The organism is Methylovorus menthalis (genome assembly GCF_020523625.1).
GTDB lineage: Bacteria > Pseudomonadota > Gammaproteobacteria > Burkholderiales > Methylophilaceae > Methylovorus > Methylovorus menthalis.
In genome coordinates this window covers 98,559-125,051 of the sequence record NZ_JAJAQH010000006.1, presented here as the reverse complement: position 1 = coordinate 125,051, position 26,493 = coordinate 98,559, and the positions used below count along the sequence as shown (strand labels likewise).

Here is a 26,493-nt window from a genome sequence, read left to right as displayed (position 1 = left end):
CTAGCACCAGTCGGGGCTGGGCAAGCCGCTGAACACGGTTTTAAGGCCGTCGGACCAGCCTTGGCGGATGGTGGCGTAATACGGGTCTTTTTCCTCGATGCGCTGGCGGCAATTGGCGCTGAGACTATCGGTGCGATACAGCATGAGGTCGATGGGGGCCGCCACCGAGATATTGCTGCGGATGGTGGAATCAAACGAAATCAGCACGCACTTCACTGCATCCATCATGTCGCTGTTGTACTTCACCACGCGGTCGATAATGGGTTTGCCATACTTGGTTTCGCCTATCTGGAAATACGGCGTTTCCCGGCAGGTTTCAATAAAGTTACCCGCGGCATAGATATTGAACAAGCGCGGCTTTTCACCCTTGATCTGCCCGCCCAGCAATATGCTGGCATTGAAATCGGTGTTGTGGTTTTTCAGGTGCTCGGCATCGCGCTCAAACACCTCGCGCATGACATCGCCCACCAGTTGCGCTGCTTCAAACATACTGCCGACATTGTTCAAATGCGCAATATCTTCTACCTTGATCGCCTCGCGCAAGCGGTTGACCACCGACTGCGTAATCGCCAGATTGCCCGCTGTCAGCAAGGTAATCACACGCTCGCCCGGCACTTCAAACACGTTCATCTTGGGGAATATGGCCACCTGATCCACACCGGCATTGGTGCGGGTATCCGAGGCAAACACCAGGCCTTCATCCAGCAGCAGGGCTACACAATAAGTCATGAGATTGATCAGCAGAGTAAAACGGAAATAGCATCATACTCACCCACCCTGCCTGCAACAACCCGTGTCCGGCCCGGTTTCGGCTTTCTACGCAAATTGACGTACACTTTGGCTTTTACGCAACGCGCCCATCACCATGCAACTACGCCCACTCGCCCATACCGATCTGCACGTTTCGCCCATTTGCCTGGGCACCATGACCTATGGCGACCAGAACACCGAAGCCGAGGCGCATCAGCAGCTGGATTACGCCATCGCCCAGGGCATCAATTTCATTGATACCGCCGAAATGTATCCGGTGCCGCCCAAGGCCGAAACCTACACTCGCACCGAGACCATGGTGGGCAACTGGCTGAAACACCAGCCGCGCGACAAGATCATCCTGAGCGGCAAGGTGGCAGGCCCCCGGCGTGGCCTGGGCTGGATACGTGGCGGCCCGCCATCGCTGGATCGCGCCAACATCCGCGCCGCCATTGAAGGCTCATTGCAGCGCATGCAAACTGACTATATCGATCTTTATCAGCTGCACTGGCCTGAGCGCAACGTGCCGATGTTTGGTCAGTATCAGTTTGATCCGGCGCAGGAATTTGAAAACGGCCAGCAAAAGGAATGGGTAAGCATACGCAACCAGCTGGAAACGCTGGCCGAACTGGTGAAAGAAGGCAAAATCCGCTACATCGGGCTATCCAACGAGCAGCCATGGGGGTTGATGGAGTTTTTGCGTATCGCCAAAGAATACGATCTGCCGCGCGTGGCAACCGTGCAAAACTGCTACAACCTGATCAACCGCGGCATGGAATTCGGCATGACCGAGGTGCTGTATCGCGAAAACATCGGCCTCCTGGCCTACTCGCCGCTGGCGTTTGGCCATCTCACCGGTAAATATATTGATGATCCGCAAGCCGTTGGCCGGGTCACCATGTTCCTGGGCTACGCCCAGCGCTACAAAAAACCCAACGTGGGCCCGGCCAGCGCCGCCTATGCCGCACTGGCGCGCCGCCATGGCCTGACACCCACGCAACTGGCCCTGGCGTTTGTATATCAGCGCTGGTTTGTCAGCAGCACGATTGTCGGCGCCACCAGCATGACGCAGTTGCAGGAAAATATTGCCGCCTGGCAAACGCGCTTAAGCCCAGAGATATTGCAGGAAATCGAAGCGCTGCATCTCACCTACATGAATCCGGCGCCCTGAGCTTTTTCACGGCCGACACTTAGAAGCCAAGCTGGCCCGACAGGTACCAGCCGGTCTGGTTGTCTTTGTCGGCAATCCGACCCAGATCAAGATAGGCTGCGGTAATCGAGAAATTGCGATGGGCAAACCAGGTGAGAAAGATATCCTTGGCGTCATCTTCGCGATAGACGCTGAGATTATTGGGCTTGCTGCGATACTCGGCCCCCAGCAGGGTGCGGTCAGTCAGCATGACGGCGGCTGAAACTCCCAGTTGCGCACGGTAATCATCATGGCGGTCGCCACCAAAGCCCAGCAGGCCAAACTGATTGGCCTTGGTCGCCTGCAAGGTCGCCCCCAGCAGCAGATTGTGTCCACCCACAGCGTCCAGATACAGCTTGGTGGCGGCGACATAAAAATCCGCCCCGCTGGCATGCTTGGCGCCCAGCGCGGTGGGAATGCGCTCAAAATCCTCGTTGTGCTTGAGATGCATGCCCACCGCCACCTGCGGCCACCAGCGATCCTGATCATAAACCGCATCGCCAAACAGACGCAGCTTGATGCCCGCTGTATTCATGCGGATGGTTTCGCCATGCACCGTACTGCCCAGGCCAAAATGCTGCTGAGACAGCGACAGCTCAAGCCGATTGGCAATGCCCACGCTGACACCGACCACATTGAGATCAAATCCGCCACGTGTGCGGGCTTCCGTATAAAAGCCAGTCGCACTGACTTGCTGGTCAGTGCTGTAACCTGAAATCAGTGCCCACGGCACCAGGCCGCCGCCGCCCGAACCCTCGACCTGGCTAACGCCACCCGTTGCCAGCAACCGATCCCCGGCCTGCACCTGCCCAGCTATTCCTGCTGCCATGTTTAACAGCACGATCATCCCGATCTTTTCCCACCGACTTGCCATCATTTTTCAACGCACCATAGTTATTCAAATAGCCGACGCAATAAATTATTCGCTATGATGCATCAGCATCACAGATAGAAATTCAAGGACACAAGCCCACTGCCAAGCCCGGATTTAGTAGCATTCCATCGCATTCCACCATTTTTTATTACGGCATAAAACGCGAAACATGAAGCCATTCACGACAGCCAGCCTCGTCTTTTTGGTGGCCTTTTCAAGTGCCAGCCTAAACGCCTGCAGCCGGGTCAAACCCGAGCGCAGTTTGTATGATCGCCTGGGGGGGAACCCGGTGTTGGCGGCAGTGGTGGATGAAACCATTGATAATGTCAGCCAGAACCCGAAAACCAGCCGCTCGTTTGACGGCGTCAAGCTGCCGGTACTGAAGGAAAGCATTGTCAGCCAGCTATGCTCATTGACCGGCGGTGGCTGCCAGTACGAAGGCGAAACCATGGAAAATGCGCATGCCGATGCCAAGATCACCAATGCCGAATTTGAATTGATGGTCGATGCCATGCGCACGGCGCTGGATCACCAGCATGTAGGTACCCGTGAAAAGAACGAGCTGCTCAAGATACTCGCCCCCATGAAACGCGATATCGTCGCGCACTGACCTTGCCAGGAATACACCACATGCAGCCTTCATATTCCCGCTTTTTTTTCAGGCTGCTGACGCTAGCGCCGCTGCTTTTCTCTTGTAGCGTGCACGCTGCAGAGTTGACGGTGAATGTGACGGATGCCGCTGGCAGCCCATTGCCAGACGCTGTGGTATATGCGGAGCCTACAGGCAAGGCTCCGGTAACAGCGATAGCTACAGCCGCCATCGAACAGAAAAATCGTCAGTTTTACCCGCTGGTCAGCGTCATACAAACGGGCGCCAGTGTGACTTTCCCTAACCGGGACAAGGTGAAACATCACGTTTACTCCTTCTCTCCCGCCAAGACCTTCGAGCTCAAGCTGTATTCGGGCATTCCCAGCACACCGGTGATATTCGACAAGGCAGGCACCGTGGTGCTGGGCTGCAACATACATGACCAGATGCTGGCCTTCATCCGCGTGGTGGACACGCCCTACTTTGCACTGAGCGACAGCACGGGCAAAGCGACCATCAGCAATCTGCCGAATGGACCTTATACCCTCAAGACCTGGCATTACGCCCAAAGTAATGAAAATACCGTCGCTGAAAAAAGCCTGACGATTAAAGCCGACGAACAAGCTGCCGTTAAACTGGATATCAATACGAGCGCACTCCAGAAACGGTAAAGAAACGCGATACCTGCATGCAGTTTAAAAGCCTACAAAGCCGCATGGCGGTTATCTTCCTGACGCTCATTCTCGCCATTCAGATCGCGGGTTTTCTGGCGATCAAATACAGCATCAACAAGAACTCGCGCGCCGCCGTCAATGAGCAGCTGGAAATTGGCGAACGGGTTTTTCTGAACCTGCTCAAGCAAAATGGCGACAGCCTAAGCCAGGGCGCCAAGATACTGGCGAGTGATTACGGCTTCCGGCAGGCGATTGCCAGCGTGGATTACGAAACCATTCTCTCCGCGCTCAGCAATCACCAGTCTCGCATCGGCGCGGATATTGCCATGTTTGAATCCTCGGCCACCGGCAACCTGACTATCTCGGGCAAGGTATCGCACCTTGAAGCCAGCCCGATAGTCGACAAGCTGATTCAGGATGGCCAGCAGAATGGTTATGCGCAAAGCTTTGCCATTTTCAATCATCAGCCTTATCAGCTGGTCGCCGTGCCGGTAAAAGCGCCTCTGACCATAGGCTGGATTATCATGGGTTTCCAGATTGACGACACGCTGGCCCAGAATTTACACAAACTGAGCAATCTGGATGTCACCTTCATCAGCCGCTCCAACGGCAGCGGCTGGAGCTCGATGGCATCTACACTCAGCATGTCCCTCACCGAAAAGCTGCTCGACAAAGCATCAACCAGCCGACTGACCGAGTTCAGCATGGGCAATGCCGACTATGGCACGCGCTATGTCTCCATCATGGAGCATGGAGACGAGTCACTGGTGGCTATCCTGCAGCGCTCGATTGACGAAGCCACCGCCCCTTATCTGGTCCTTCAACGCAATCTGCTGTTGCTTACCATACTGGGTGCACTGGTATTCGCTTTTGTCATTTTTTATGTTTCCCGACGCATCAGCCAGCCGATTACCGAGCTGGCCGATACCGCCAGAAAGCTGGAGGAAGGCAATTTTGCCATCCGCCTCAGCAGCACCCGTGAAGATGAGCTGGGCAAACTCAGCCGCGCCTTTGGCAGCATGGTGGATGCCATTGCCAGCCGCGAGCAAAGCATCACCCGCCTGGCTTACTGGGATGAGCTGACGGGCTTACCCAATCGAGCCTCCTTCCTGCGAGAGCTGGGGATCGCCCTGCAACAGGCGCAGGATCAGCATGAGCATCTTTCGGTGCTGGTGATGAACCTGAATCACTTCAAGCAGATCAACAAAGTGCTGGGCCATACTGCGGCGGATGATTTGCTGAAAGGCGTGGCGCAACGCCTGCAAAGCTCTATTCGTCAGGAATCAGACCTGGTGGCACGACTGGGTGGGGATGAATTTGCATTGCTACTGCCGAAAACCAGCGTGGAAAATGCCATGCGCGTGGCCAATATGCTGCTGCAAAAACTGGAAACCCCTATCAGCATCGCGGACCAGTCGGTCGATATCAGCATGGGCATTGGCGTGGCCAGTTATCCTCAACATGCCAGCTCACAGGAAAAACTGCTGGGCAACGCTGAGATGGCCATGCATATTGCCAAAGCCAAGCAGTCGGGTGCAGTACTGTTTGATCCATCGTTTGACATCAGCAGCCAGGGCAATTTATCGCTCGCCTCGGAATTACGGCAGGCGATTGCCGGTAATGAGCTGGCCTTGTATGTGCAGCCCAAGATCGACCTGCAAAGCGGCAAGGTCAGTGCGGTGGAAGCCCTGATACGCTGGAAGCATCCGCAAAAAGGCTTGATATTCCCGGATGCATTTATTCCATTTGCCGAACAGTCGGGCATGATACAGCTCATCAGTCTGTGGATGCTGGCAGAAGCAGCGCGTGTTGAAGTCGCCTGGCGTCAGCTTGGGATTGAAGCGCCCATGGCAGTGAATCTCTCGACACGCGACCTGATTGATCAGGATCTTCCCAACAAGATATTGGCACTGCATGACGCGGCAGGCCTGGCGCTGGGTGGCATTACACTGGAAATCACCGAAAGCAGCATGATGGATGACCCACAACGAGCGCAACATACACTGGAACGTCTGTCGGACATGGGCCTGCCACTGTCGATTGACGATTTCGGAACCGGCTATTCGTCGCTGGCTTACCTCAAGCGCCTGCCCGTAAGCGAGCTCAAGATCGACAAATCGTTTGTATTAAAAATGGAAGAGGACGAGAGCGATCGCAAGATTGTGCGCTCGACCATAGACCTCGGCCACAACCTCAATCTTAAAGTCGTGGCCGAAGGGATTGAGAGCCGCGCGGTGTGGGATCTGCTTGCCAGTATGGGCTGCGACTTTGGTCAGGGATATCACATCAGCAAGCCCATGCCAGCGGCTGACTTTCCGGCATGGCTGCAACGCTGGCAAGAGCCCCAGGCAGCCTAGCCCGCGCCAGCAACACTTGGGTTAAAGCAAACGCCAACCTATGCTTTGGCCTGCGCGCAAGGGCACTAGCCGCTCCTGCCCCATGGGCAAGTCTTCTGGCACTTGCCAGCTCTCTTTCACCAGAGTCACCGTATCGGCATTGCGCGGCAGGCCATAAAAATCTGCCCCATAAAAACTGGCAAACCCTTCCAGGCGATTTAGCGCCCCGGCTTCTTCAAAGGCTTCCGCATAGAGTTCAATGCCAGCGTGCGAGGTGTACATGCCCGCGCAGCCACAGGCAGACTCTTTTGCAGATTGTGGATGCGGCGCGCTATCGGTACCCAGGAAGAACTTGGGTGAACCGGAAGTCGCGGCAGCCACCAGCGCCAGCCTATGCTCCTCGCGCTTGAGGACGGGCAGGCAATAATGATGCGGCCGCATGCCGCCGCTGAACATGGCATTGCGGTTCATCAGCAAATGATGGGCGGTGATGGTGGCGGCAATATTGTCCGGCGACTCCGCCACGAACTGCGCGGCTTCCCGCGTGGTGATGTGTTCAAACACCACACGCAGTGCGGGGAAGCGCTGCAACAGCGGGCGCATATTGCGCTCGATAAATACCTTCTCGCGGTCAAACACATCCACATCGGCATCGGTCACCTCAGCGTGCACCAGCAGAGGCAGGCCGACCTCCTGCATGGCTTCCAGCGCAGGCACACAGTGGCCGAGGTTGGTCACGCCGGAATCAGAATTGGTCGTTGCGCCGGCGGGGTACAGTTTGACGCCATGGACAATACCACTGGCCTTGGCCAGGCGGATTTCTTCGGCAGAGGTTTTGTCGGTGAGATACAAGGTCATCAGGGGTTCAAAGCGATCGCCCGGTGGCAAGGCCGCCAGGATGCGCTGGCGATACGCCTGCGCAAGCTCGGTGGTGGTCACGGGCGGACGCAGGTTGGGCATGACAATGGCACGACCAAAGCGACGCGCCGTATCAGGCAATACCGCCTGCAGGGCAGCGCCATCGCGCAAATGCAAATGCCAGTCATCCGGGCGGGTAATGGTAAGGGAGGAGGTCATGTCAGGCTTCCACTATCTTTAAAATTCAACAAAATAAATTCAACTTCAATTCACTCAGGCTTGCGCGTCATTCAGCTGCAAGGCCAGTTGGTACAAGGCGTTCTTTTTGCCACCGGTAATATCCACCGCCAATTTTACCGCCTGTTTCAGCGGCAAGTCTGCCAGCAGCAGTCGAAGCACGCGCTCGGCTTCGCGCGCATCGGCATCATCTTCTACGGGTGGGGCGGCTTCCACCAGCAGGACAAACTCACCGCGCTGGCGATTGGCATCGGCCAGCAGCCAGTCATGCGCTTCACCGAGCGGGCAACGGTGAAAGCTTTCAAAGGTTTTGGTCAGCTCGCGCGCAATGGTCATGCGCCGGAGCGGGCCAAGCACGGCGGCCATGTCTTGCACGCTCTCCAGCACACGGTGCGGGGCTTCATAAAATACCAGGGTGGTCGGCTCATGCTCCAAGGCCTGCAGCTGTTTTTTGCGCTGGCTGCCGCTGGCGGGCAGAAAACCGACAAAACGGAACCCGTTTTCGGTAATACCAGAGGCGGAGAGTGCGGCAATCACGGCACTGGCGCCCGGTATGGGCACCACGGTGACTCCGGCTTCGCGCAGAATATCCACCACCACGGCACCGGGGTCGCTGATACCTGGGGTGCCTGCATCGGTAATCAGGGCGACGGATTGTCCGGCCTGCAAACGCTCCAGCAGGATTTCCGCCGAGCGATGCTCATTGTGCTCATGCACGGCCAGCAGCTTTTTCTGGATGGCATAGTGGGCGAGCAGGCCGCCACTATGCCGGGTATCTTCCGCTGCAATCAGGTCCACCGTTTTCAGGGTTTCCAATGCGCGCAAAGTAATGTCCTGCAAGTTTCCAATTGGCGTGGCTACAACATATAATGTGCCGATATGATTCAACGCTTACTCACTCTGCTGTTCATGTGCTTGTGGCTGACTGCGGGCCCGGCAACCGCCGATACCGTCGCTACAGGCTCTCCCCTTAAGAAAACGCCCGAGACGCAATTCAGTCTCGGCATGGGCTGCCTGAAAAAACAGGATATTCCATGTGCGCAGCTGGCACTGGCGAGCATTCCGGCCATGTCGCCGTATGCCAAGGTGCTCTCCGGCAATATTGCCGCCAGCAAGCAGGATTACGATCAAGCCTTGCTGATTCTGCTTCCCTTACAAGCGGACAAGTCGATATCCGCTGAGGCAAGCGCAAGTTTACACACAAGCTTGGCCGTCGCCTATGAAAACCAGGACGATCCATTGCGTGCACTGGAGCAATATGTCCAGGCCCAGTCTGGCCTCTCGGGTGATGCCCTGCTCACCGCGCAAAAGCAGCTCTGGCAGTTTCTGAGCAAGACCAACAAAGTCGACCTGATCGCCATGCGCGGCAATATCACGGACACTGCCCTGCAAGGCTGGATAGATCTGGCACTGGCCGCACAGGATGGCCTGAGCAAGGATGATGTCGCCCAATGGCGCAACGCCTACCCTGACCACAACGCACTGGATGAGCTGCTCGCAGGACTCACCATCAGCAGCGCTACGAGTACGGCAGGCAATACAAGCACGGCTTCAGCGGCGGCAAACACAGCCGCATTGAGCGGTCAAATTGCCCTGATCCTGCCATTTTCTTCCGAAGCCTATTACCCGGCATCCGATGCTATTGAGCGTGGCTTTGTTGCTGCCCAGACCATTGCCAATAGCAATGCCGAGGTCAAGATTTACGCGTCGACTGGTGGTCGCGATGACTTCGCCGCCATTTACCAGCAAGCAATCAGCGAAGGCGCCAATTATATAGTTGGCCCACTGACGCGGGATGAAGTGACCGCGCTGAGCGAACTGCCCGTGAGCTTGCCCACGGTGGCGCTCAACCAGAGCGACCTTGCCACAGCAAACCGCAACATTCATTTTTACGGGCTGGCTGTCGACAGCGAAGCTCAGCAGGTGGTACGCATCGCCCGAGATCTTGGCATGCAGACCGTCACTATCGTCGGCACAGAAAGCAGCCTTTCCAATCGCATGATCAAGACCTTTGGCGATGCATGGATAGCCGATGGCGGGCAGGTACGCCAGCAGTTTGGAGTGAATGAAGACACCGACATGCAAGCACTGAAGACCGACATTCAGGCGCATCCGACTGACATGATCTTCCTTGCCACCACGGCCGACAACGCACGCCTGATCCGCCCGGCATTGGATGCCGCAACCCCGACATTTGGTCTCTCCCACATCTACGCCGGGGTGCTGGACAACCCGGACGATGCCCCCCTGCTGGCCGTGCGTTTTGTGGATATGCCATGGCTGCTGAACCCGGACGCCTTTGCCGCCTACAAATCGGCTGCGCAGGATTTGCCCAGCGGCGAAATGCAACGCTGGTTCGCCCTGGGCGCAGATGCCTACAGCCTGCTGCAGGCCGTAGTACAACATCCTGGCATGCCTGCCACCATCAAGGGCCTGAGCGGCACCTTGCGCCTGAATGCAGATGGCAGTGTCAGCCGCGAGCTGGCGGTGGCGCGATTCGGCCGCAATGGCATCACCGTAGAACGCCTGCCTTAATCCACGTGAATTCACAGGGCACTGAAGCCGAAGAGCGCGCTGCCATCTATTTGCAACAGCAGGGGCTCAAACTGCTTTCACGCAATTATCGCTCGCGTTTTGGTGAAATAGACCTGATCATGCGCGATGGCGCGAGTCTGGTGTTCGTTGAAGTCAGGATGCGCAGAAGCGAAAGGTTTGGTGGTGCAGCCGCCAGCATTACCCCAGCTAAACAGCAAAAGCTGGCACTCACGGCCGCACAGTATTTGCAGCAACATGGCTCCAGCGCATGCCGCTTTGATGCCATCCTTCTGGATCAGGCGTACAACATCGTATGGATACGCAACGCTTTTGAAGCTTGAATGAAAACCACCAAGTCATGGACATCACAGAACGCATAGCCGGCCACTTTACCGAGAGCGCCAATCTCAAACTGCAGCTGGGCGATCTGCTGGCGCGGCCGATTGTCGCAGCAGCCGAGATGATCGTACAGGCCCAGCTCAACGAGAAAAAAGTACTCGCCTGCGGCAACGGCGGCTCGGCCGCCAGCGCGCAGTATTTCGCTTCGCGCATGCTGAACCAGTTTGAAATGGAACGCCCAGGCCTGGCCGCCGTGGCCCTGTGCGCAGATAATTCGACCCTGACGGCCATTGCCAACCATGGGCATTTTGACCAGATTTTTTCCAAACAGGTGACGGCCCTCGGCCACACCGGCGATGTACTGCTCGCCATCAGCACCAGCGGCAACTCCCGCAATATCCTGCGCGCCATCGAGGCGGCGAAGGACCGCAACATGACCGTGATCGCGCTCAGCGGCGGTGATGGCGGCGAGCTGGTTGAACTTCTGACCGATGAGGATATCCACATAGGCGTCCCGCACGACAATGCATCGCGCGTACAGGAAGCCTATATTCTGATATTGCATTGCCTTTGCGATGCAATTGATTGCACTTTACTAGGAGTCAACTAACCATGCGTTTCATCACCAAAGCGTTTATCGCAACCGCCCTCGCCACTCAACTGGCTGGCTGCTTCCCCGCCATTGTCGGCGGCGCTGCTGCCACAGGCGTCATGGCGGCAGATCGCCGTACATCCGGCATCTATATTGAAGACGAAGGCATTGAGCTCAAGGCCTCGCAACGCATTGCCAGTGAGCTTGGCGAAAACATTCACGCCAACGTTACCAGCTTCAACCGCAACGTGCTGATCTCCGGCGAAGCCTTTAATGCGGAAACCAAAGCCAAGGCCGAGTCGATTGTGAAGGAAGTGGAAAATGTCCGTAGCGTCACCAATGAACTGGTAGTGGCGCCCAAGAGTTCGCTGAGCTCACGCAGCAGTGACACCTACATCACGTCCAAGGTTAAGAGCCGTCTGGTCACCGAAAACCGCTTCCCGGCCAATTACGTCAAAGTCGTGACTGAGAAGTCCACCGTATTCCTCATGGGCCTGGTCACCAAACAGGAAGCCGCCGATGCGGTGGATATCGCCAGCGGCACGTCGGGTGTGGAAAAAGTGGTCAAAGTTTTTGAATACATGGACTAAGAGCGCACTGCTATAATCCAGATATTATTGAAATTTTCGGCAAAACGACCATGAGCTTACCTGACGAAATCATCATTGAAGGCCTGACCCGCGCAGGCAAACCTTTTCGCCCCAGCGATTGGGTGGACCGTATGTGCAGCACCTACGCCACCTTTGGGCCGGATCGCAAGTTGCGCTATTCACCATACCTCAAGCCACGCGTCGTCAATGGCGTGCGTTGCCTGGCGGTGGATCTCAAGCTCAAGGTGGTGAATCCGGAAGGCTATACCCAGCTCATGCATTTTGCCGAAGAAAACCAGCTCAATGTACTGGATTCCGCCGGGAACAGCATTCCAACGCCTAACTGAGCTGTATCGCCCATTAAAAAAACGCCACGTGGCAGCCTGCACGTGGCGTTTTTTATTTGAGTACGGTCGGGGCCGTAAGTTTACTTGCCCATTATTTCCCCGAAATCAGGTTTTCAATGAAGGCGCGCGTGACCAGACCACGCTTTACCTTGACCAGCTGGCCCTGCGGATTATAAAAGTAGGTCGTGGGCAACACGGTTTTCGGACCCACTTGGGCTGCGACCTGGGCTTCCCCCAGCACGATGGGGTAAGACATCAGCATGTCATCGACAAATTTGGCGACCTCGGCAGGGTTCTTGTAATCCCAGGCGACACCTATCACCGCAAGATCCCGGGTATGTCGCTGGTCATGGAGATTCACCAGATCGGGGACTTCTTCAAGGCATGGCGGGCACCAGGTGGCCCAGTAATTAACCAGCAGCCACTTCCCTTTGTAGTCCGCCAAGCGATGTAGCTTGCCCGCCGTATCGCGCAAGACAAAGCCCTCATCGGCCACACAGGTGGCGCACATCAGCAGCATGCATAGCAGAAAGAGGCGCTTTACCATGGCTAATGCTTGTCTGCGGGATGATGCTCGCCGCGGTGCATCAGGAACAAGGCCAGCCCGATCAGGGCAATGCTGCCGCCGAAGGTAAGCAGATCCTGCGGGCCTGTCATTTTCATCTTGAGCGCATGTTCAAACAGCGAAACAATCATGATCATGACAATCACCTTGGCCAAGCGATTCTTGAGATCGTCCAGATCGTGTATCACCAGCACGCGACTCGATGCCTTGCTGCCCTGGGCTGCATCAATATCACTGATAAACAGCTCATAAAGACCGAGCGAAAAAATCAGCATGATAGTCGCGAGCAGGTAGCCATCCACCACTTCCACCACATGCGATACCGTATCGTCATGCAAGGTCTTGCGCATTTCATTGGTCAGATCGGGGTCCGCGTAATGTGCCACATGCTTGAGCAGGAAAAACACATCGACCGTGGCGATATAGAAAATGGCAAAGCCAGCGAGCAAACTGGCGACCACGGCCAGCATGACGACAAACCGACTCTTCCATAATGCGCCCTCAAACACCTGTTCCAACCATTTCATTGCCGCTATTCCTTTGTTGTCGCTCATGATCCGGCATTTTACTCCATCACTGACAGACCTTGCCGGGTTCACCGTGACAAAAGACTGCGTAGGTCTTACCATTGGTTCACGTACTCAGGAAGGCAATATGGCATTAACACTCACTATTCCAGCACTCACTGATAAACCACTGATCCCCGCCGAGACGCAACCGCAAAAACTGCAAGGACTGATGGGCCAGTGGCTGAAGCTGCCTATGCTGGAAGCTGCCACTGCCATGGCCGACGAACTGGAAAACCTCAATCGCCAGGTCGTGCCTTCGGATGCCCGCTTTCGGGCGCTGGAAACTTATCGCTCATTAGTCATCAGCATGAGTCGCCGCCTGGCTGCCATTTATGGCAAAGCCAGCCTGCCTTTGCCCAGCGAGGCGCGGGCTTATGTAAAAGTTGCAGAGTCCCTGTGGCTGGAAATGGCGTATGGCTACAAAATTGCGCTCATCGACGAACAGCAAAAACTGTTCAAGATCAACAGCAACCCCAAGCATATGGCATTGCTGTTGTTGCGCGCCTTTGAAGCGCTCAATGGCCTGATCCACATTTATTTTCAGACGTATTTTCCAGCGCCGGGCAGTGTGTGGAGCGATATTCATCAGCTGTATCGCTATGCCATCCAGGCCGAAGTGCAAGACCTGCCGATTGAGCATGGTGAACGCAAAACCACCAGCATCAGCACACAGTTCAAGCAGATACTGCTGATGGCACTGGCTGAACCGCAAAACCTGACCCCTTCTGAAATTCGGCGCGTGGCTGACTACATCGAACGCCATGCCGCCCTGGCAGAGTTGCATGCCACTGGCCGCATTGAAAACCCAGCCGCCATCTTTCTGGTCAAGCTCAACACCGATATGCCGCCCATCGCCTACAGCAAGCATGAAAGCCTGCCGCCTACCGGCAGCGACCTTCTGTTGCTAACCATCAGCTTGGCGCGCATGGTGCATCAGCATATCCAGCTATTACAGAAGAAAAACGCCATCATCAGCACCCATGAGTTGCCGGATGATGCCACCGATGGACGCTATATCGACCTCTTGCGCTACTTGCTGCAGCATTGGGGCAAAGTGCCCAAGCGCGTATTCAAGCGCTCGCGCAAGAGCAACAGTGTGTCCATGGTAATCGGCATGCCTGGCGCGCATGCGCTGGCGAATCATGAGAGGCAGGGCAGCAAACCAGCCAGTGTCGGCCGTACCGGTCTGTTACCAGAGCAACTTCAAGCGGCCCGCTGGGCGGTGCTTAACGTCAGCGCGGCAGGCATGGCCTTGCGCAAACCGGCCAAGCTCACCAGCCAGTTACATGTAGGAGAAGTGATTGCGGTAAAAGAAGACCATATGCAGGGTTGGGCGACAGGCGTCATCCGCTGGGCCATGCATGATGAACAAGACAACCTGGATATCGGCATCCAGCTCATTGCTCCCACCGCCAGGGCCATCGGATTGCGTCGCCCGTCGCAGCCCTCTTTCGAGCTTGCACTGTTATTGCCCGCCATCCACGCCTTGAAACAGGAGGCCAGCATCGTGGGCGCTGTGGGGAGCTACTTACCTGACCGTATCATGGAGTTGAATCATGATGGTCGTACCCGACGCATCGTCCTCACAAAACTGGTGGAGCGCACGCATGGTTTCGAGCGCTTCCAGTTCACCGCGCTGGATTAAGCGCTCACATCCCAATCTAGGTCACAGCAAAGCACCTGCACCACGCCCATTGGCTTGATAGCAATGGAAATCGTCAGGCATAGCTCGCCCGTCGCAATTGATAAATAGGGACGCGTCATCTGCACTTCACCTGGATTGCCCAAGGCGCGACGCAAATAGGGGCGCCGTATCCAGTTGGCACCGGAGCCATCCGCCAGCGGCTGGTAGCGCACACTCATCATTGAGCTGCGACTTGGCGCCACTTGGCTGGTGCCTATCTGTACACCCTGCTGATTAAGCAAATAGCAGCGATCAACGCCGGAAATCGCCAGCAAGGCCTGCACCGCACTAGATAATGGCATGCCTGCCTGCAACTGCTCGGAAGCCAGGAGAAAAGCGGCCACCGCATCCTGCATTTTCTGATGGCGAATCTCGGGCACTGTCGATTGCCGATAGCCTTGGATTAACTTGGCAATGGATTCGGAACGCGTTTCCTGCAACAGATACGGGGCTGGCCGACCAAAATAATAGCCCTGCACGAGGTCAACATCGGTATCCATGGCGATAATGGCTTCCTGCTCGGTTTCCACACCTTCGATCAACACCAGGCTACCCGCTTCATGTATCAGGGAAACCACGCCCGGCAAGACGCGGCGCGCCATGGCAGTAGTCGCTGCCTGCGTAATCATGGAGCGGTCCAGCTTGACGATGTCGGGCGAAAGACGCCAGATCCGTTCAAAATTGGAGTGACCGGAACCGAAATCATCAATGGCCACCAGACAACCGAGATTCTTGTAAAACTGCACCGACTCAGAGAGTTGCGACTCGTCTTCAATCGCCCCCTCGATAATCTCCACCACTACCATGGACGGCGGCACGCCATAATGCTCCAGCAGATCCTGAAAGAACTGCCCATAGTGCTTGCCGTTTACAATCACTTGAGGATTGATATTAAGGAACAGCCATTGGGCGGATTGGCCCTGCTGCATGAAGTTATGCATATGCAAGGCACGCGACAAACGATCAAGCTCGACAATCTCGGATTCGGTTTTCGCCTGCTCAAAAATCCGCCACACAGGCAGCGCCTGCTCTTGCTCATCAAAGGCCCGGATCAGGCCCTCATACCCCACCACCCGGCAATGCGAAAGACTGAAAATAGGCTGGAATGCACTACTTAAGCGCATTCCCTTGTAATTCGATTGCGAATGCCCCATGTTGGGGATAGTGGCATCCTCGATCAGTTCGAGAATATCCATGAGAATTCTATTCATTTCGGCAACACATGATTTTAGTATTGAACCTTCATTGGAACCCGGCAATCATCAGCAATTATCATGCCGACATGAATACTTCACTTACGCGTCTTTTTTCGCTAGGATAGCGCAATACTTCGTTTTCACTATCTTAATTACAAGTCCCATTTTCTATAGAGGTTCACACATGAGCGACCATATTACCCATATTAGCGACAGCGCTTTCGAGCAGGAAGTGCTGCAATCCCAAGTACCTGTGCTCGTTGACTACTGGGCTGAATGGTGCGGTCCATGCAAGATGATTGCCCCGATCCTGGATGAAGTCGCAAAAGAATACGAAGGTCGCCTGAAAGTTGCCAAGCTCAATATTGACGAAAACCAGCAAACACCTCCCAAGTATGGCATTCGCGGCATCCCAACCCTGATGCTGTTCAAGAACGGTAATGTAGAAGCCACCAAAGTGGGCGCCCTGTCCAAATCCCAACTGACTGCTTTTATTGACAGCAATATTTAATACCGCTACGCTTGCGCCTGATTTTGTGTTACCGTGACTTTTAACTCCACGCGTCATTCATCCAATTAGAAATCAGGCGCTAATTCCCTAGCAGTTCACTGCACTCCCTGCAGTTTCGATTTTCAGCGAGCCCTCCTCTTATGCATTTATCCGATCTAAAACATCTTCCCGTGACCGAATTGGTCGAAATGGCGATTGCCAACGAGATTGAAGGCGCGAGCCGCATGCGCAAGCAGGACCTGATCTTCGCTCTGCTGAAAAACAAAGCCAAAAAGGGAGACAGCATTTTTGGGGATGGCACGCTGGAAGTATTGCAGGATGGATTCGGTTTCTTGCGCTCGCCCGATACTTCTTATCTGGCAGGTCCGGACGACATCTATGTTTCCCCTTCGCAAATTCGACGCTTCAACCTGCATACCGGCGACTCCATCATGGGGGAGATTCGCACCCCGAAAGATGGTGAGCGCTACTTTGCCCTAGTAAAAGTCGATAGCGTCAACGGCGAAGCCCCCGAAAACACCAAGCACAAAATCCTGTTTGAAAACCTTACTCCACTCTTCCCCACCAAGCCTCTTATACTAGAACGCGACATTCGCGGTGAAGAGAACGTCACAGGCCGCGTCATTGACATGATTGCGCCTATCGGCAAAGGCCAGCGCGCGCTGTTGGTTGCGCCGCCAAAATCAGGCAAAACGGTCATGATGCAGCACATTGCCCATGCCATTACCGCCAATCACCCAGACGTCAGCCTCATCGTGTTGCTGATTGACGAACGTCCGGAAGAAGTGACAGAAATGACCCGCTCGGTAAAGGGCGAAGTCGTCGCCTCCACCTTCGACGAACCAGCCACGCGTCACGTCCAGGTAGCTGAAATGGTGCTGGAAAAAGCCAAGCGTCTGGTTGAGCACAAAAAAGATGTGGTGATCCTGCTGGACTCCATCACCCGCCTGGCACGTGCTTACAACACGGTAGTACCAGCCTCTGGCAAGGTACTGACTGGTGGCGTGGATGCCAATGCACTGCAACGCCCCAAGCGTTTCTTTGGTGCGGCCCGCAATATTGAAGAAGGCGGCTCGCTGACCATCATTGCCACCGCGCTGGTAGATACCGGCTCCCGTATGGATGATGTGATTTACGAAGAATTCAAGGGCACTGGCAATATGGAAATCCACCTGGATCGCCGTATGGCAGAAAAGCGCCAGTATCCGGCCATCAACGTCAACAAATCGGGCACACGCCGCGAAGAGTTACTGATTGAAAAAGATATCCTGCAAAAAATCTGGGTACTGCGCAAACTGCTTTACCCCATGGATGATCTGGAAGCGATGGAGTTCTTGCTGGACAAACTCAAGGCCACCAAGAACAACGCAGACTTTTTTGACTCCATGCGCAGAGGCTAGAAATCAGAGCGGCATTCTGCTTGATATCAGCGGAAAATCCCCTTTTTCAGCCATAACAGGCAACTTGCAGGCGAGTATTGCAAAAGAACCATTGAATCAATATAATGCTCACCTTTCGCAGTTGTCGCATGTGAACCACTACCCGCCGCACATACCGGCCAATTTGAGGTAAATGATTATGAAATCAGGCATTCATCCTGAATATCGCGAAGTTGTTTTCCAGGACATCGGCGCCGATTTTAGCTTTGTAACACGCTCCACCATCTCCACTCGTGAAACCATCAAGTGGACTGACGGTAAAGAATATCCATTGGTGAAGATTGAAGTTTCTTCGCAATCGCACCCGTTCTACACCGGCAAGCAAAAGATTCTGGATACCGCCGGTCGCGTTGAGAAATTCCGCCAAAAGTACGGCATGTAATTTCTGTTGTGCACGCGCACGCAAAAAAGGCAGCCTGGGCTGCCTTTTTCATTTGTGCCGCGCCAAGCCCGGCCTATCGGCAGACTGGGCGCATGACATCGTATACACTGCAGCAGTAACCTCTTGAGATAGCACATGGCTTTTGAGCTGGAACATGACTGGCAAGGCAATCTGGCCACACCGCGCGCGCGCATAGGCGAGAGCGCAAAAACGCGCTTGCTGATCCTGCTGTGCGCAGTATGGATATGCCTGGGCCTGATCAGCCACGCTCCATGGAAACCTGACGAATCGCAGGCAATCAACATCGTCAAATCCATGCTGCATGGCCATGCACTCATTGCGCCCGTCGTCGCAGGCCAAAGCTCTGTAGAAAACCCTCCTCTGTATTACCTCAGTGCTGCCGGCATGGCGAAAGGATTGCAACCCTGGCTACCGATGCACGATGGCGCACGTCTGGTGAGCGGCTTATGGATGGCGATCACACTGCTCCTGGTGGGTATGCTGGGCCGCGAGCTATGGGGGCGCGGTGCCGGGCGACAAACCACGTTCATCTTCCTGGGGTCTCTGGGCCTGGTAGTTTCCGCCCACTTGCTGATGCCAGAGGTCGCTGCCCTCACAGGCTCAGCCATGGGTCTGTATGCGCTGGCGCTGGCCAAGCGGCGCCCTTATCGCGCAAGTGCATTGCTAGGTTCCGGTATTGGCATTTGTTTCCTGACCACCGGCTTGCTTTATGCCATACCCATTCTGTTCACCGCACTGCTGCTGCCTATTCTCTTTAGCACTTGGCGCACCAGAAGCTATGCCGTTGTGCTGGGACTAGGGATGCTGGTGGCTGCCCCCTGGCTTGCCATATGGCCGCTTCTGCTTTGGCACACCTCGCCCAGCCTGTTTGCCGCCTGGCAACAGTCAAACAGCGAGCTCTTCACACAATCCAGCCATGTGTACTTTCTGAATACGCTGGCATGGTTTTCGTGGCCTTCCCTGCCTATCGCGCTCTGGGGCTTATGGCGCTATCGCACGGTCTTGCTGTTAAAACCCCGCTTTCAATTACTCATAACGTTTTTTGTGATCAGCCTGATCGTGATTGGTTTTGGTGCAAATACGCGCGAGATTTACGCCCTGCCTTTATTGTTGCCACTAGCGGTATTGGCAGGTGGCAGTGTCGAAACGCTGAAGCGCGGTGCAGCAAGCGCACTGAACTGGTTTGGTCTCATTCTGTTCGGCATGATCGGCTTCCTGATCTGGCTTGGGTGGTTTGCCATGATGACGGGCTGGCCCGAAAAGCTGGCCGAGCGCATGCAGTTTCTTTCCTCGATTCACCATCCGGTATTCAACTGGATTGGATTTGTCGCGGCTTTTCTCATCACGCTGATATGGCTGGCCGTTGTCATTAACGCCAAACGCTCGATACGCGCTGCGGTGACGGACTGGGCCGTAGGCATCACCATGGCCTGGAGCCTGCTGATGGCATTGTGGTTACCGTGGATCGATACCGCCAAGAGCTACGGCCCCGTGATGAGCAGCATGCAAAAAGCCCTGCCTAGTGATTACCACTGCATGATGGAGCGGAATCTTGGCAGCTCCCAATATGCCTTACTGGATTATTACCTGGGCATTCGTCCTCATACTGCCGAGTCGCACGCCAGTCGTCGCTGCGATCTGTATCTGATTCAGGATGAACGTGGCAAGGCGAAATTCCAGCCTGGCCCGGAGTGGAATATGATCTGGCATGGCAAACGTGCGACAGACCGCCGCGAAAGCTTCAGGCTTTATCAACGCAGCTAGCATCCATGAGGGCTGAACCGAAACCTCCAGCCCCCAAGAGACAACGCCTTTTGCAGCTAGCTTAATGCTCCTGATGCTTCTGCCGCCCAACCTGCCTCAGAGGGCTTGACCGTAAAGGTGCAAAGCCTGCGTTTTAATCAGGGCATGCACCTTCATCCCCGGACTAAGTGCAAGATCCTGAACGGATTTTTCACTCACTTCAGCCACCAGCGTATGTGCATCCAGCACCACATCGACCAGCATGCGATGATCCACCTGCCGCATCTGGCCCAGCGTACCTGGCAGCTGATTCTGTATGCTGATGCCAGCGACTGGCTCGCGCGCCAGCGCGATATTGGACGCCGCCGTGGAAATGGTAATGCGCTCGCCCAGCTCACGCGCCGAAAGTGGAATAAACAGGGACTGTGCGCCGAGCTTGGCGACCGAGTAGCCTTCGGCATGATGATGGGAAAGCAATTCCACCTGCAGGACATTTTCCATGCCCAGTGAGCGCGCCAGAGCGAGCACCTGCGTATCACGCATGACATCCACAAAATCGCCATAACCAATCACTTGACCATGCTCTAGCACCAGCATGCGAGAGGTGAGCTGCAGAACCTCATCAATCGCATGGCTGACATAAAGCATGGGAATATCAATCTCGTCCCGTACGCGCTGCATGAACGGCAAAATCTGCATCTTGAGCCTGACATCCAGTGAGGCCATAGGCTCATCCAGTAACAAGAGGCGCGGTGAGCTCAATAACGCTCGCCCAAGTGCCACCCGCTGCCGCTGACCACCTGAAAGCTGATACGGCTTTTGACGCAGCAAAGGGCCAAGCTCAAGCAACTCAACGATCTGTGTTAGGCTGAAGCGACGCTGTTCCCGTGTCAGCCGATGGTAACCATATTCGAGATTGCGGCTGACAGTGAGATGCGGGAACAGACGGCTATCCTGAAACACCATGCCGATCCTGCGCTTGTGCAAGGGCTGGTCTATGCCGCGTTCGGTATCGAGCAGGTATTCGCCATCCACCACCAACCGTCCGGCATCAGGCTTTACCAAGCCTGCCAATGTCCCCAGCAAGGTCGTTTTACCTGCACCAGAAGGGCCAAACACGCCGGTGACACGATCATCAAGCGTCACGTTGACGCGCGTGGCAAACTCACCGCGGCGTAGCGCAAAATCAAGCTCTATCATCGCCACTCCCTATACGGCGCAAGGCCCGCTGCTCCATGATATTGCTGAAGTAAAGCGCGGCAAATGCCAATAACAAACTCAGCACGACGAGTCGCAGCGCAGGCACATCGCCACCCGGTATTTGCGTATAGGTATAGATCGCCAGCGGCAATGTCCGTGTTTCACCTTCGATATTGCCAACAAAGGTAATGGTGGCGCCAAACTCCCCCAGGCTGCGGCTGAACGCCAGTACCATGCCCGTCAGAATGCCCGGCAAAGCCAAAGGCAAGGTAATACTGAAAAATACGCGTAGCGGATGCGCCCCCAGAGATTGGGCGGCCAACTCCAGGCCACGATCAACCTGGCTGACAGCCAAACGGGCCGAACGTACCATCAATGGCAAAGCCATAATCGCCGAAGCGACCACTGCGCCCATCCAGGTAAAGGCGATGCTGATACCAAATGTATCTTGCAGCCACTTACCCAAAAATCCCTGATTGCCCAACAGCAGCAAAAGCAGAAAGCCCGGCACCACCGGCGGCAATACCAGCGGCAAATGCACCACACTATCCAGCAAGGCCTTGCCGAAAAAGCGCTTGCGGGCCAGCACCCATCCCAGCAATACGCCGGGGATGAGAATCAGCAGGGTACAAAAAAAGGCGACTTTGGCAGATAGCCATAACGCCGCCATTTCCTCAGGAGTTAACTGCAATATCGACACCGAAACTCGCCTCTAAAATAATGGGGTAAATCCATACTTGCGGAAGATATCAGCAGCCTGTGCGCTTTTCAGATACGTCAGAAAAGCAGTGTCTGCATTTTTTGCTCCCGCCACCCGGGCAACAGGATACACCACTGGCGTATGCGTCTCTTGCGGAAACACGCCAACAATCTCGACCTTGTCACTCACCTTGGCATCGGTCTCATACACAATCCCGGCAGCACACTCGCCACGTGCCACAAAGGCCAGCGCCGCGCGCACATCCTGTGCTCCCACAATCCGGGTTTTCACACCGTTCCACCAGTTAAGGTTGCCCAGCGCCTGCTTGGCATAAATGCCAATCGGTACCGCCTCAACATCACCGGTGCATAGCCGCCCATCAAACGCCTTGGCAAAGTCAAAGCCCGAATTGAAGTCAACCTTGAATCCACGCCCTTTGGGCGCGATCAACACCACTTTATTGCCGAGCAGATTGCTGCGCGAGGCCACATCAATGCGTTTCTTGTCCTGCAGATAATCCATCCACTTGGTATCCGCCGAAATAAAAATATCGGCCGGAGCCCCATTTTCAATCTGCTTGGCCAAGGCGGAGGAGGCCGCATAAGACTGTGTCACTTTGGCCCCCTTCTCCTTTTCATAGGCCGCACTGATATCCGCCAGGGCATTGGTCAGACTGGCCGCGGCAAATACCGTCACCTTGTCCTCGGCAAATGCCGAGGAGGTGATGAGCATGGCTAATAGGCTCCATGCAAACTCCATCTTGTTCATAAGATATTCCTGAGATAGAAATTAGAAATCGTATTGGGCACGCATGATCAGCGCCTTTTCCTGATCATCGGTCTTGCCTGCCACCGTAATCGGCGTGTCGAAATCGGTCCGGATGTAGTTAAGCATGATGCGGGCATTGGGTGTCATGATCCATTTCACTCCGGCGGTCCAGGCGTCCGCCTTTGGGGTATACGCTGTTCCCGCATTGGCAGCTGGCAGCATGCTTTCAAAGTCGGAAGCATCAAATTTACTGTACCGCAAACCTAGCTCCCAGGCACCCCAGCCACTTTTACCCATGGCCATGTTGTTCTTGGGTTTTATGCGTCCAAACACCCCACTTTTATAACTATCCGCATATGCCTCCCCCGTCAGCATCCAGTTAACATTCACATACCAGGCGTTAATGTCATTGTCATAGCGCTGACCAGAGCGATCCCCCCTGTAGTTGGTGGAAATATATTCGGACTGAATCTTTACAGGACCATAGGCAAGAGCGGTTTCAAAACCCTGACGCCGACGGTCAGCATCCGCATTTTGCAGTCCAGCCACATTAAAGAAAGATACCCCATTCGCTTCTGTCGCTTGCGATATACCGGTAGCACTTGCAGATGAGTAGGCGACACTGCCGTCACTGTAGGAACCACCAACATGAATAACGGCATTTTCAATATTCATGAGTTTTGCCAGATTGGCATTCACGCGGAAGCCGATATCTTTGGTATTGTCCACCTTCGTAATGACAGCAATACCGCCTGTAATTGTGGCGGAATTATTAAGTTCATCGTTATTCTGGCCGCTGCCGTTAATCACATAGGCGTTGTAGTTAAGCCATGGCAGTGGGTCGCCAAACACCATCACGCCACGGTCATACGTGGAATTGAACGATGCCCCATTGTTAGTCGCTAGTGAAAGCTCGGTGAAATCGGTAAAGTTGGTGCCATAGGCACGCTCGAGCCCAAAGAATGGTTTGAACTGCCCAATACGAATTCTGGCCTGCTTCCACCAATTAATGTCCAGATATCCATAGGTAAGCGCTGTGGTACCCCGTGAGCCATCGGTCGCATTGGCATATTCCCCCTCGATACGAACCGCATAATCCTTCAAAAAGGTAAACGTACCGCCAAACCGCGCGCGGCGTATATTGAACGTATCCGTCCGCCAGTCACTGTCGGCATAATCCCGGTAATCTGCCTGAACCCGCCCATTGATCTGCAACTTCCAGTTGCCACTGCCATCATCAAACACCAAGCCATCCTTGAAGGCGGCATACACAGGGCTACCCTCGCTCTTGCCTTTTTCTTCGGTTTTGGCGATTTTGGATTGGCTGATCTGATTTTCAATGCCGACCAGCTCTTTGGTCAGCAGCTCTATTTGCTTATCCTGCTCTGCTCGTTGCTGCTGCATCTGCTGCATCATTTGCTCGAGCTGACGGATACGGGTTTCCGGGTCCTGCTCTGCTGCCATGAGGTTGGGAGCAAGGGTAGAGAATAGACCTGCCACCATTAAAGAAATCGTGCGTCGTTTGTACGTTTGCATGTTGACTCTCCCTGAATGTAGTTATAAGAAAATTTTTACAGCATCATACCCTCGCTATTTCCAAACGGGAATAGCGATATGTATTCGAACAGCACTTCTTTTCATTATGTTATTCGTTAGACGTTGTTACTTAAACGGCAAAATCCATGAGTTGCTTTAATTCGGCTGCCGCCGCCAGCTCGCTTTTGCGCACCAGCTCTTCATAGCATCGGAGAATATGAAAGCCGAACTCCGTCACTTTGGCCCCGCCGCCATTCGTTCCTCCCATGGCGGTTTCCACCAGCGACAATCGATAACAAGCATTCATCGCATCCACTAACTGCCAGGCACGCCGATACGACATTTTCATCGCCTTGGCCGCGCCAGAGATGGATCCGGTGGCTTCAATAGCGCGTAGTAAATCCGCCTTGCCTGGGCCCATGGCGGTGACTTTGCCGTGGGAAATCCGGATTTTTAATGTGGGCATAGGCGTGATCTCCATTTTTTGCGTTTAGTCATTATGAGCATAATGCCAATTTCGTGGTCCAACATCATAACTCCCACTGTCGCATTGCGTCGTTTGGCATTGTGCCGCGGGGGGTAAAGTCTTAAAATTCAAGGTCTCGCTGCAAGGTACTGGGCATTTTAATGGGTAAACAGCTGCAAATTCCGGACGCATTGATAGATCAGTTTGGTCGCAAGGTGGACTACATACGCCTGTCGATCACGGATCGCTGTGATTTCCGCTGCGTCTATTGCATGGCAGAAGACATGACATTCCTGCCCAGAGACGAAGTCTTGAGCCTGGAAGAATGTGCTCGCCTGGTAAAGGTGTTTGTGCAAATGGGCGTCAGCAAGGTGCGTATTACCGGTGGCGAACCACTGGTGCGAAAAAACGCGCAATGGCTGTTTGAAGAAATCGGCCATCTGCCAGGCTTGAAAGAGCTGGTCGTGACGACCAATGGCTCACAACTGGAACAACAAGCTGCCGCATTGCGCCAGGCAGGTGTCAAACGCATCAACATCAGTGTGGACAGCTTGAACGCCGATCGTTTTCGCAAGATCACCCGTGTCGGCGACCTGAACAAAGTGTTGCGTGGCATTCAGGCAGCGAAGGAAGCCGGGTTCGACAATATCAAACTCAACAGCGTCATGATGCGCGGCATTAATGATGACGAAGCGCTGGATCTGCTGCGGTTTGCCATTGATCAGCATATTGATATTTCCTACATCGAAGAGATGCCACTGGGTGCGGTGGATCACCAGCGCAGCGATACCTATGTAAGCAATGCCGCCACACTGAAATTGCTGCAACAGCATTACCCCCTGGTAAGCAGTACCGAAAACTCCGGTGGCCCGGCGCGCTACTGGCGCATACCGGGCACCGCCACTCGCGTTGGATTTATTTCGCCTCATAGCCACAACTTCTGCGAGTCCTGCAACCGGGTACGCATTACCTGCAAGGGCGAGCTTTACCTCTGTCTGGGGCAAGACCACATGGTCGAGTTGATGCCCCTGCTGCGCAACCATCCTTATGATGACCAGCCGTTGGTGGATGCGATTGTGAATAGCATGCAAATCAAACCCAAGGGCCATGACTTTGATCTGGCACGCGCACAGCCCGCCGTTGTGCGTTTCATGTCGGTCACCGGCGGCTAAGCTGCCAACCGGCTTTTATCTGACGATCAACTAAACAGGGAAACTTAATTATGTCCATTAGCGCAGTTGTACTGGCCGGGGGCAAAGGCCGTCGCATGGGCGGTGTTGACAAAGGCATGGTCGAATTTCTCGGCAAGCCTATGGTGGCGCACGTCATCGAGCGTCTGCGTTCGCAAACGCCTGAGATTCTGATCAATGCTAACCGCGAAATTGAACGCTATGCTGCGTTCGGGTTTCCTGTGATTCAGGATGATATTCCAGACTATGCGGGCCCCTTGGCAGGCTTGCACAAAGCCATGACAAGCACCGAATCAGCCTACATTCTCACTGTGCCTTGCGATGCACCGCTACTTCCGCGCAATCTGCTGGCCAAGCTGATGGATAGCCTGATGGCGCATGATGCCGATATTGCCATCGCCAAAACCGGCATGCAGGCTCACCCCGTTATCAGTCTCTGTCGCCGCGCCTTGCTGCCCAGCCTCACGCAATATCTGCAAGATGGCGGCCGCAAGGTGGATACCTGGCAACAACAGCATGAAGTCGTGGAAGTGCAGTTCAGCCAGCACCCTCTGGCCTTCAGCAACATCAATACCAGCGACGAGCTAACTTCCCTCGAACAGGCTGCCTGAAC

At 54.8% G+C, this 26,493-nt stretch carries 28 protein-coding genes; 16 read left to right on the top strand and 12 right to left on the bottom strand.

The annotated features are described in order from the left end of the window. Window positions 1–729, bottom strand: coding sequence for a proteasome-type protease (locus LG204_RS06390; RefSeq protein WP_230336487.1), 729 nt, complete (start codon window positions 727–729; stop codon window positions 1–3). Window positions 730–865: 136 nt separating this feature from the next. On the opposite strand from LG204_RS06390, the gene LG204_RS06385 reads away from it, so the two are divergent. Then, window positions 866–1,921 (top strand): aldo/keto reductase, encoded by a 1,056-nt coding sequence (locus LG204_RS06385; protein WP_230336486.1) that lies wholly within the window; start codon window positions 866–868, stop codon window positions 1,919–1,921. Window positions 1,922–1,940: 19 nt separating this feature from the next. Here the strand turns inward: LG204_RS06385 and LG204_RS06380 are convergent, their stop codons facing one another. Then, window positions 1,941–2,786 carry a DUF3034 family protein gene (locus tag LG204_RS06380; RefSeq protein WP_328441999.1) on the bottom strand — a complete coding sequence of 282 codons (846 nt, stop codon included), beginning with the start codon at window positions 2,784–2,786 and terminating at the stop codon, window positions 1,941–1,943. A gap of 196 nt (window positions 2,787–2,982) precedes the next feature. Between LG204_RS06380 and LG204_RS06375 the strand changes: the two genes are divergently transcribed. Genes LG204_RS06375 through LG204_RS06365 form a run of 3 tightly spaced genes read left to right on the top strand, consistent with a single transcriptional unit; the run spans window position 2,983 to window position 6,433 of the window. Next, window positions 2,983–3,423 carry a group I truncated hemoglobin gene (locus LG204_RS06375; protein WP_230336484.1) on the top strand — a complete coding sequence of 147 codons (441 nt, stop codon included), beginning with the start codon at window positions 2,983–2,985 and terminating at the stop codon, window positions 3,421–3,423. A gap of 20 nt (window positions 3,424–3,443) precedes the next feature. Beyond that, window positions 3,444–4,073 carry a methylamine utilization protein gene (locus LG204_RS06370; RefSeq protein WP_230336483.1) on the top strand — a complete coding sequence of 210 codons (630 nt, stop codon included), beginning with the start codon at window positions 3,444–3,446 and terminating at the stop codon, window positions 4,071–4,073. Window positions 4,074–4,090: 17 nt separating this feature from the next. Beyond that, window positions 4,091–6,433: a bifunctional diguanylate cyclase/phosphodiesterase gene (locus LG204_RS06365; RefSeq protein ID WP_230336482.1), complete on the top strand. Its 2,343-nt coding sequence runs from the start codon at window positions 4,091–4,093 to the stop codon at window positions 6,431–6,433. A gap of 21 nt (window positions 6,434–6,454) precedes the next feature. Here LG204_RS06365 and pyrC read toward each other — a convergent pair whose 3' ends face one another. After that, window positions 6,455–7,489, bottom strand: a complete 1,035-nt coding sequence (gene pyrC, locus LG204_RS06360; protein WP_230336481.1) for a dihydroorotase — start codon at window positions 7,487–7,489, stop codon at window positions 6,455–6,457. A 54-nt stretch (window positions 7,490–7,543) separates the two neighbouring features. Next, a complete protein-coding gene (gene rsmI / locus LG204_RS06355) occupies window positions 7,544–8,395 on the bottom strand; it encodes a 16S rRNA (cytidine(1402)-2'-O)-methyltransferase (protein WP_230336480.1) in 852 nt (283 codons plus the stop codon). Between rsmI and LG204_RS06350 the strand changes: the two genes are divergently transcribed. From LG204_RS06350 to LG204_RS06330, 5 genes are read left to right on the top strand one after another with little or no spacing between them, the layout of a single operon-like run. Further along, window positions 8,387–10,042, top strand: coding sequence for a penicillin-binding protein activator (locus LG204_RS06350; RefSeq protein WP_230336479.1), 1,656 nt, complete (start codon window positions 8,387–8,389; stop codon window positions 10,040–10,042). The two genes, rsmI and LG204_RS06350, sit on opposite strands and share 9 nt — an antisense overlap. Before the next feature lie 5 nt (window positions 10,043–10,047). After that, window positions 10,048–10,383, top strand: coding sequence for a YraN family protein (locus LG204_RS06345; protein WP_230336478.1), 336 nt, complete (start codon window positions 10,048–10,050; stop codon window positions 10,381–10,383). A 17-nt stretch (window positions 10,384–10,400) separates the two neighbouring features. Further along, window positions 10,401–10,991 (top strand): phosphoheptose isomerase, encoded by a 591-nt coding sequence (locus LG204_RS06340; protein WP_230336477.1) that lies wholly within the window; start codon window positions 10,401–10,403, stop codon window positions 10,989–10,991. Between the two features lie 2 nt (window positions 10,992–10,993). Beyond that, window positions 10,994–11,563, top strand: coding sequence for a BON domain-containing protein (locus LG204_RS06335; RefSeq protein ID WP_230336476.1), 570 nt, complete (start codon window positions 10,994–10,996; stop codon window positions 11,561–11,563). A 50-nt stretch (window positions 11,564–11,613) separates the two neighbouring features. Then, entirely contained in the window at window positions 11,614–11,910 is a 297-nt protein-coding gene (locus LG204_RS06330; protein ID WP_013443041.1) for a DUF3579 domain-containing protein, read from the top strand. Between the two features lie 91 nt (window positions 11,911–12,001). On the opposite strand, the gene LG204_RS06325 is transcribed toward LG204_RS06330, so the two are convergent. Together LG204_RS06325 and LG204_RS06320 are read right to left on the bottom strand one after the other, a co-directional pair. Then, window positions 12,002–12,457, bottom strand: a complete 456-nt coding sequence (locus LG204_RS06325) for a TlpA disulfide reductase family protein (RefSeq protein WP_230336475.1) — start codon at window positions 12,455–12,457, stop codon at window positions 12,002–12,004. A gap of 2 nt (window positions 12,458–12,459) precedes the next feature. Then, entirely contained in the window at window positions 12,460–13,002 is a 543-nt protein-coding gene (locus LG204_RS06320; RefSeq protein ID WP_230336474.1) for a YqhA family protein, read from the bottom strand. Between the two features lie 127 nt (window positions 13,003–13,129). Between LG204_RS06320 and LG204_RS06315 the strand changes: the two genes are divergently transcribed. Further along, on the top strand, window positions 13,130–14,689 hold the full coding sequence (locus LG204_RS06315; protein WP_230336473.1) for a hypothetical protein: 1,560 nt from the start codon (window positions 13,130–13,132) through the stop codon (window positions 14,687–14,689). Here the strand turns inward: LG204_RS06315 and LG204_RS06310 are convergent. After that, complete coding sequence (locus LG204_RS06310; RefSeq protein ID WP_230336472.1) at window positions 14,686–15,939, bottom strand: sensor domain-containing phosphodiesterase; 1,254 nt, start codon at window positions 15,937–15,939, stop codon at window positions 14,686–14,688. The genes LG204_RS06315 and LG204_RS06310 overlap by 4 nt on opposite strands. Before the next feature lie 169 nt (window positions 15,940–16,108). Between LG204_RS06310 and trxA the strand changes: the two genes are divergently transcribed. The 4 genes from trxA (at window position 16,109) to LG204_RS06290 (ending at window position 20,041) form a co-directional block, all read left to right on the top strand. Then, window positions 16,109–16,435 carry a thioredoxin TrxA gene (gene trxA, locus LG204_RS06305; protein ID WP_013443046.1) on the top strand — a complete coding sequence of 109 codons (327 nt, stop codon included), beginning with the start codon at window positions 16,109–16,111 and terminating at the stop codon, window positions 16,433–16,435. Between the two features lie 140 nt (window positions 16,436–16,575). Beyond that, window positions 16,576–17,835, top strand: a complete 1,260-nt coding sequence (gene rho / locus LG204_RS06300) for a transcription termination factor Rho (RefSeq protein ID WP_230336471.1) — start codon at window positions 16,576–16,578, stop codon at window positions 17,833–17,835. Between the two features lie 178 nt (window positions 17,836–18,013). Then, window positions 18,014–18,256: a type B 50S ribosomal protein L31 gene (locus tag LG204_RS06295; RefSeq protein ID WP_230336470.1), complete on the top strand. Its 243-nt coding sequence runs from the start codon at window positions 18,014–18,016 to the stop codon at window positions 18,254–18,256. A gap of 135 nt (window positions 18,257–18,391) precedes the next feature. Continuing rightward, window positions 18,392–20,041 (top strand): ArnT family glycosyltransferase, encoded by a 1,650-nt coding sequence (locus LG204_RS06290; protein ID WP_230336469.1) that lies wholly within the window; start codon window positions 18,392–18,394, stop codon window positions 20,039–20,041. Window positions 20,042–20,137: 96 nt separating this feature from the next. Here LG204_RS06290 and modC read toward each other — a convergent pair whose 3' ends face one another. From modC to LG204_RS06265, 5 genes are all read right to left on the bottom strand, one after another. Further along, on the bottom strand, window positions 20,138–21,220 hold the full coding sequence (modC, locus tag LG204_RS06285; protein WP_230336468.1) for a molybdenum ABC transporter ATP-binding protein: 1,083 nt from the start codon (window positions 21,218–21,220) through the stop codon (window positions 20,138–20,140). Continuing rightward, a complete protein-coding gene (modB, locus tag LG204_RS06280; protein ID WP_230336467.1) occupies window positions 21,207–21,920 on the bottom strand; it encodes a molybdate ABC transporter permease subunit in 714 nt (237 codons plus the stop codon). The genes modC and modB overlap by 14 nt, the downstream gene beginning before the upstream one ends. A 12-nt stretch (window positions 21,921–21,932) precedes the next feature. Then, window positions 21,933–22,652, bottom strand: coding sequence for a molybdate ABC transporter substrate-binding protein (gene modA, locus LG204_RS06275; RefSeq protein WP_328441299.1), 720 nt, complete (start codon window positions 22,650–22,652; stop codon window positions 21,933–21,935). A 57-nt stretch (window positions 22,653–22,709) separates the two neighbouring features. Further along, window positions 22,710–24,224, bottom strand: a complete 1,515-nt coding sequence (locus LG204_RS06270) for an OprO/OprP family phosphate-selective porin (protein ID WP_230336465.1) — start codon at window positions 24,222–24,224, stop codon at window positions 22,710–22,712. 130 nt (window positions 24,225–24,354) lie between these two features. Then, window positions 24,355–24,690, bottom strand: a complete 336-nt coding sequence (locus LG204_RS06265) for a winged helix-turn-helix domain-containing protein (RefSeq protein ID WP_230336464.1) — start codon at window positions 24,688–24,690, stop codon at window positions 24,355–24,357. Window positions 24,691–24,851: 161 nt separating this feature from the next. Here LG204_RS06265 and moaA point away from each other — a divergent pair, with 161 nt between their 5' ends. Both moaA and mobA read left to right on the top strand, forming a co-directional pair. Continuing rightward, window positions 24,852–25,862, top strand: coding sequence for a GTP 3',8-cyclase MoaA (gene moaA / locus LG204_RS06260; protein WP_230336463.1), 1,011 nt, complete (start codon window positions 24,852–24,854; stop codon window positions 25,860–25,862). Between the two features lie 50 nt (window positions 25,863–25,912). Beyond that, window positions 25,913–26,491, top strand: coding sequence for a molybdenum cofactor guanylyltransferase MobA (gene mobA, locus LG204_RS06255; RefSeq protein ID WP_230336462.1), 579 nt, complete (start codon window positions 25,913–25,915; stop codon window positions 26,489–26,491). Window positions 26,492–26,493 lie beyond the last annotated feature (2 nt).